6 protein-coding genes and 1 pseudogene are annotated in these 6,851 nt (G+C 55.9%); all 7 read right to left on the reverse strand.

Annotated features, from left to right (window positions below):
* Nucleotides 1-147: 147 nt before the first annotated feature.
* Nucleotides 148-2,238, reverse strand: a complete 2,091-nt coding sequence (locus tag OCV66_RS06555; RefSeq protein ID WP_002569178.1) for a DNA topoisomerase 3 — start codon at nt 2,236-2,238, stop codon at nt 148-150.
* A gap of 15 nt (nt 2,239-2,253) precedes the next feature.
* Nucleotides 2,254-2,442, reverse strand: a complete 189-nt coding sequence (locus OCV66_RS06560) for a hypothetical protein (protein WP_002569177.1) — start codon at nt 2,440-2,442, stop codon at nt 2,254-2,256.
* The gene (locus OCV66_RS06565; protein WP_002569176.1) at nt 2,439-3,140 is read right to left on the reverse strand and encodes a DUF4366 domain-containing protein; all 702 of its coding nucleotides are present in this window, start codon (nt 3,138-3,140) and stop codon (nt 2,439-2,441) included. Before OCV66_RS06565 ends, OCV66_RS06560 begins: the two co-directional genes overlap by 4 nt.
* Nucleotides 3,133-3,411, reverse strand: coding sequence for a DUF4315 family protein (locus OCV66_RS06570; protein WP_002569175.1), 279 nt, complete (start codon nt 3,409-3,411; stop codon nt 3,133-3,135). The genes OCV66_RS06565 and OCV66_RS06570 overlap by 8 nt, the downstream gene beginning before the upstream one ends.
* 34 nt (nt 3,412-3,445) lie before the next feature.
* Nucleotides 3,446-5,515 carry a C40 family peptidase gene (locus OCV66_RS06575; RefSeq protein WP_002569174.1) on the reverse strand — a complete coding sequence of 690 codons (2,070 nt, stop codon included), beginning with the start codon at nt 5,513-5,515 and terminating at the stop codon, nt 3,446-3,448.
* A 35-nt stretch (nt 5,516-5,550) separates the two neighbouring features.
* Nucleotides 5,551-6,510: a DNA-methyltransferase gene (locus tag OCV66_RS06580; protein ID WP_002569173.1), complete on the reverse strand. Its 960-nt coding sequence runs from the start codon at nt 6,508-6,510 to the stop codon at nt 5,551-5,553.
* Nucleotides 6,507-6,773: pseudogene (locus OCV66_RS06585) on the reverse strand (VirB4-like conjugal transfer ATPase, CD1110 family); the annotation flags it as partial. The gene OCV66_RS06580 and the pseudogene OCV66_RS06585, both read right to left, overlap by 4 nt.
* Nucleotides 6,774-6,851 lie beyond the last annotated feature (78 nt).

A 6,851-nucleotide genomic window follows, 5' to 3' on the forward strand; every position in this document is an offset into this window, starting at 1 on the left:
GGGCTGTGCGTTATGCCAACAATTTTTTCATTTTTTTAGAGGGTTTGGGAAACTTCCCAACAAGCAAAATCCCCGTCCGGCGCGTCAGCGGCAGGACAGGGATTTACGGAAGTGGGTACCCGCTTCCTATGCTTGCTATTCAAGTTTTTAGTTCTTCTGTACTTCGATACGGTAGTTGACGTATTTCCCGCCAGTGTCAGCCAGAACGATAGTTCCGTCATAGGTCTTGCCTGTTTTCGGGGAATAGAGCTTCTTCACATTCACTTTGCCGGATTTAAGGAGCGCGGCGGCAATCTTCGCGGAAAAAGCGGTCTTGCGTTCCTCGAAAAAGCGGTCATTCTTCCACATGACAAAGGCACATTCTTTGTTGCTGCAATAATAGTTTTTCTTCCCCTCATGGACGGGGGAACCGCAACGGGGGCATTTGCCGACAGAGGGCTTTTCCTCCCGGAACAAATCCTTTTTCCCGTCCAGTGCTGCGGCGTGTGTCTGCACAAGCTCCCGCGCCATAGCTTCAATGCCGGACAGAAATTCGCCGGGGTCTGCGGCTCCCTTTGCTATCTGCGTCAGATTGTTTTCCCATTCTGCGGTAAGCTGCGGGGAAGTGAGCATATCCGGCAAGACTGATATAAGGGCGGCTCCGTTCTGCGTGGGGATAAGCTGCTTCCCCTTGCGCTCTGCAAAGCCGCCCTTTACCAGTTTTTCAATGACGGCGGCGCGGGTGGCGGGAGTGCCAAGCCCCCGGCGTTCCGCGTCCGGGTCGGTGTCCCCGTTCCCGGCTCGCTCCATAGCAGAGAGAAGCGACGCTTCGCTGTGGGGCTTCGGCGGCGTTGTGGTATGCTCCGTTACTTTTGCGGCGGGGTTAGGAAAGTTCTGTCCCTCGGAAAGCTCCGGCAGCGTCACGCCCTCATTTTCCCCGTCCTCTGCTTCGGGCTTATCTTTCAGCGTCGCCCGGTATCTGCGTTCAAGCTCTTTCCAACCCTCCGCAAGTACGGTCTTTCCCCTTGCGGTGAAGTCTGTCCCGGCGCATGAGAAAACCGCCGTAACCGCTTCATAAATATGCGGCTCGGCGGTGGCAAAAAGCAGACGCGCCCCCGCAAGGGTAAGGATATTCTTCTCGCTTTCCGGCAGCGCGTCCGGGTCAGCCTTTGCAAGCTCCATAGTGGGAATGATTGCGTGGTGGTCTGATACTTTCTTGCTGTCTAATACCTTTGCAATCTCCGGCGTGAAGTCCGCGCCCGCCATAAAGGGGAGCTTTTCGCAGAGCAGCGCGATAATGTCCGCTGCGGTGCCGCCCATGTCGTCAGTAAGAAAGCTGCTGTCCGTCCTCGGATAAGTAAGGAGCCGCTTTTCATAAAGGGATTGTGCAAGGTCAAGGGTCTGCTTTGCGGTGTAACCGAAAATGCGGTTCGTTTCCCGCTGCAAAGAGGTAAGGTCAAAGAGCTTTGGCGGGGCTGCGGTTTTCTTCTCTCTGGTAAGGGAAACGCATACCGCCTTTCCCGCTTCGCAAGCCCCTTTCAGCGCGTCGGCTTCTGCCTTGTCCGAAATCCTTTCGCTTGCCGCGTCCGCGCCGGATAAATCAAGGCGAACATGATAATATTTTTCTTTCTGGAAATGGGAGATAGCCGCGTCCCGGTCGGTGAGCATTTTTAAGGTCGGGGTCTGGACGCGCCCCACGTTCAAGGTCTTTCCATACAGGCAGGAGAAAAGCCGGGTGGCGTTAATGCCGATAAGCCAGTCAGCCTTTGCGCGGCAGAGGGCGGACGCAAAGAGCGCGCCATAGTCCCGCCCGTCTTTGAGGGAAGCAAAGCCCGCCTTAATCGCCCCGTCCTCCATTGAAGAAATCCACAAGCGGCGCATGGGCTTCTTGCAGCCCGCCACTTCGTAGACAAAGCGGAAAATCAATTCACCCTCGCGCCCCGCGTCACACGCATTTACCACTTCGGAAACGTCGGCGCGGTGCATAAGCTCTTTAATGGTTTTGAATTGCTTCCCCTTGTCCGGGTCAACGGCGTACTGCCATTCCTCCGGCAGAATGGGTAAGCTGTCAAAACTCCATTTTTTATATTGCTCCCCGTAGGCGGCAGCTTCCGCAAGCTGTACCAAATGCCCGACGCACCATGAAATGAGGTAGCCGCCGCCCTCGATATACCCGTCCTGTTTCCCCTTAATGCCAAGCGCGGCGGCGATAGTCTGCGCCACGCTCGGCTTTTCTGCAATCACAAGTCTAAATGCCATGAAAAAATCCTCCTTTCAGCGTTCCGGCGCGGTGTGCTTCTTCTCCTGTGCCTGTTTCAGACAATAGCCGATACAGGGGGATTGCGCCTTATAAGGGCAACGCATACACGCCGGGGATTTTGGAACGGGCGGCGCACTGTCACGCCGCCCGGTGGGTCTTTGTACCATCATTTTTTCTAAAGGGTTTTCGGTAAAAAGCGTCATGCTTCCTCGTCCTCCTGTTCTTCATCAGAAAGCCCGTCCCCCTCGTCCTCGTCGTAATCGTCAAAATCGAAATCTTCAAGGTCGGTGTCGCCCTTGACGTTCTGCTTTGGCTTCATAAACTTAAAATAATAGAACGCGCCCCCGCCGCCAAGAAGTGCCACGACAAGGAAAAGCACAAGCCCGCCTGTATTGCCTTTCTCTTTGGGCTGCTCTGTTGGTTTCTCGGTTTCCGGCTCCGCTTCCTTGCCGCTGCAAGCGGTCATGTTGTCCTTGCAGACAGGGCAGCTCACATTTACCTTTCCGGCTTCGCATTTATCGGTGCAACTGCAAACGGCGGGCGGGGCTGCTTCGGTGCTTCCGTCCTCCATGAGTGCCATAAGGTCGGCTTCGTCCACTTGATTAAGGAAATGTACGGTGTCCTCGCCCTCGTCGTCCCGGTCGATAAGGATATAAAAGTAATTGCCGTTTTTGGTCGTCACTGTGATAAGCTGCTTGTTGCCGCCGAAATCGTCTACAAGGGTCGCGTTCCCGTCCGGGGTAAGGGGTTCTTCCTTTTCGGGTTCCTCATAGACAACGCCGCTGTCGTCGGTCGCGTCCTGTCCCTCCGGGGTCTGTGCAAAGGCGGTGACGGAAAAGCCGCCCGTCAGCATGAGGGCGGCGCAGAGTGCGGTCAAGGTTCTAAGGATTTTCTTATTCATTCTCGGTGTCCTCCATTTCTTCGGTGTCGTGGTCTGCGGGTTCTGCGGGGTAGCCCGGCGCGGCTTCCATGCCCGGAATACCGCCGCCGGAAAGCATAGCGGAAAGCTCATGCGGGGAAAGGCGCATGGAGCGCACAAGCTGTACGATTTGCAGGTTTTCCGCTTCGGTTTTCTGCGCTTCAAGCCCCCTTAATCTGTTCTGGTACTCGGTGATTTTCTCGCGGGTCTTTGCAATCTCTTTGTCGATACGTTCAATTTTGTTCATAGCCATCAATAAATTTCTCCTTTCTTTGCTCAAAAATATGTTAATTCCAGTTCATCAGCCCATAGCCTTTGATACAGGAGTAATTGACGGGGTAGCTCTTTATCTTGCAGGCGTCGCCGGAATTGCCCTCGACGGTATAGACGCGCTCCCCGTCCGTTCCGATAACAAGCCCCACATGGTCTGCGCTCCCGTCCCCGTCCCAGTCGAAAAAGATAGCGTCGCCGGGGGCGATATTCTCATAGCCCCTCGCGCCCCATTGCCCGCGTGACTGGAACCAGGGTACGCCCTGTGACTGGCACCCGGCAAAGCGCGGCTCGCTCTTTCCGGCTTGATTGTAGCACCATGAAACGAAACAGGCGCACCATTCCACGCGGCTGTTAAATCCGTACCAGCTCCAAAAGGGTCGCCCGCCCACGTTGCCGACTTGCCGCTTCGCAAGGTCTACAACGGCGGTGTTGCCGGGGCGTGTGCCGTTTACAAGCTGTACGCCGCTTAAATCCTCGGACGCGCCCATATCGGGGGAGCCGCCGCCGAAAATCAGCGGTTTGTTTCCGCTTGTTTCCAGATAGACGCGGTACATTTCAAGCTGCTGTGGCGTTAGAAGTTCCTCCGCAATCTCGGAAATGGGCTTGTTCGTCAGCTTCACGTTGAGGATATGGTACTCGTAGGGTACTTCCTCGGTGGTCGTTTCCCCTGTTTCCGGGTCTGTGCTTGTTTCTGTGCGGTAGCGGATTTCCGTTTCTTCTGTCAGCGTCAAAGTGTACTGCATGGCAAAGACGCGATTTAGCTCTGCCTGTGCGCTCTGCGGGGTGTAGGTCTGTAAAAGGGCGGTGAGGTAGGACGCTAACTCATGGGGGTTATGCCCGATACTGTCAAGGTCATAGCGGTATTCGTCATAGCCGGGGTGGGTGCTTTCGATATTGTCAATCTGCTGCTGAAGCTCGTTTTCCTTTGCGGCGTAATTGTTCTCCGTCGCCACAAGGTCGCTGTCCTCCGACGTGTAGGAAGTCCCAAGTATGCCGTTCATCAAGCCGGAGAACATGGAACCGCAAGAGGAAAGCCCCGCCGATACCATGATGAATAAGAGTAGCGCGGCAACGGCGATACATACGCCCGCCGGGTGCCGCCCTACAAAAGCGATTGCCTTTTTTGTTTCCTCGGCGGTCTTTTTTGCCGCCTTGCGGGTGTTCTCTGCGGCTTTCTGCGCCGTTTTTGCGCCGCCTTTCCTTGCCGACTTTGCATACTGCCGCTTGATTTGCTGCTTCTGCATGAAGCGGGAAAGGGGATTGCCCGCAATCTGCGGATTGTCATGCAGGGCTTTATGGTACTGAAAATCCACATTCGCCTTGAACGCCGCTTTCTCTGCCTTTGCCGCCGCCCGGTAGGGTTTGAGCTTGTGGCTGTGGTAGCCCTCCTTGACTTTCCGCGCCCCGTACTTTGCGCCGCGCTCTGCCAGTTCTTCGGATTTGTGCGCCCCCTCAACGCCGGAATTGTCCTTTTCAACGGAATGTATCTTGTTGTGGACGAAAATACCCGCTTCCTGTGCGGGGCGGGATAGCGGGTTATTGTGGGGCTTATTCTTTCCTATGGGCTTTTCCTGTTCCTCAAAATGTAGGCGGGTCTTGCCTTTCCCGGTGGCTTCATCAAAGGTGCGCTCCCGTACAAGTTTCTTTTCTTTGGGGATAGCCGCCTTTGCCGCGTCCAGACGGTCGGCTGCTTTGTCCGATTTTCGGATATACCTTTCAAGCTCCGGCGTTGCCCGTTCCTCGTCGGTAAACTGCAAGCGGGAAGATTTTTCTTTTGCTGTGGCTTCTGCCTGTGCTTTCCTCGCCGCCTTTTTGCTCGCCTTTCTGGTACGCGCCCCGTCGATACGTTCCAAGACGCGCTCGGCTGCTGCGGTGTCCTGTTCCCGTTCTGCCCCCGGCGCATGGGGAAGCGGCGGCGTGTCGGTTAAGGGCGGGGAAGTTGCGCCGCCCGGTAGGGGCTGCGCTGCCTGTTCCGGCTGCGGTGGGGCTTCGGTCTTTGCAAAGTCCGCGTCCCTTATCCGCTTGCTGATACGTTTCTTTTTCCCGGTAGCGGCGTTTACCTCGACAGCCCCCTCGCGGGTCATTTTCTGCGTGACTTTTTCACGCGCCTTATATTGTTTTATGTGTCTGTCCCTCCAATCCGCGCCCTTGCAAGGGCGCAATACTCGGCGTTTATCTCAATGCCTATATAATGCCTGTCAAGCTGCTTTGCGGCTGCCCCCGTCGTGCCGCTGCCGAAAAAGGGGTCAAGCACAACGCCGCCTTTCGGACAGCCCGCCTTGATACAGGTTTCGGCAAGTTTTGGCGGGAACGCGGCGAAATGCCCGCCCTTGTAGGGAACGGTATTGATAAGCCACACGTCCCGCCTGTTCCGCATGGTCGGCATGAGGGCTTCGTCGTAGTAGCTGCCGCTTCGCGCCCGGTTAAGCCCCTGTACGTTCCCCTGTCCGGGTACTTCGTCCGCATATTTCTGTCCCGCGCTGCGCCCGGTGCGGTACCGCGCCGCCGTTGTGGGGGCTAACGGCTCGGCTATGGCGGCTGCGTCATAAAAATACTTCTTTGACTTCGTAAGCAGAAAGATATGTTCATAGCAGCGGGTAGGGCGGTCTTTCACGCTCTCCGGCATGGGGTTTTCTTTCTGCCAGATAATGTCGCTCCGTAAATACCACCCGTCAGCGCGTAGGGCAAAGGCTAAAAGCCAAGGGATACCGATTAAGTCCTTTTGTTTGCAGCCGGAAACGCGGTTGTTTCTTGCAATCTGCTGTCCGTTTCTGCCTTTCGGGTTCTTCGGGTCTGCATGGTAGCCTTTATTTCCTGTGCCGCAGTAGGTGTCCGCGATATTCAGCCAGAGCGTACCGTCAGAACGCAGTACCCGGCGCAGCTCGCGGAAAACCTCGGTCAGCCTGTCAATGTACTGCTCCGGCGTGTCCTCCCGCCCAATCTGCATATCAAGCCCGTAATCCCTAAGCGCATAGTAGGGCGGGCTTGTGACGCAACAGTGTACGCTTTCCTCTGGAAGCTCCCGCAAGGCATAGAGCGCGTCCCGGTTGATGATTGTGTCAGTTTTCAGCCCGTTCATGCTTCGCCCACTTCCTCCGGCTTCGTCGTCATTACCCGGTAAAGCTCGGTGTCTTTCGGGAAGCGGTCTACAAAGGGCAGCACCACGTTCCCGTAGAAGATAAGCCCCTCGCCCGCTTCGGTGTGGGTGACATACTTCATCTGCTGCGGGGAGATGTTGAGCTGCTTTGCAAGGATAGCCCGGTCGCCCGCCGCCTGATTGAGCATGAGGACAAAATCAGAGTTTTCAAAGATATTCTCCACTTCGCGGGAAGCAAGCAAATCGTAGGGTAGGGTAAAGGCGCCTTGCCGCCGTTGGCGGTAGGTTTCCTACACCCTCCCTCGGAACCGGACTTACTCCTC

Source organism: Agathobaculum ammoniilyticum (genome assembly GCF_025567315.1).
Classification (GTDB): Bacteria; Bacillota; Clostridia; order Oscillospirales; family Butyricicoccaceae; genus Agathobaculum; species Agathobaculum ammoniilyticum.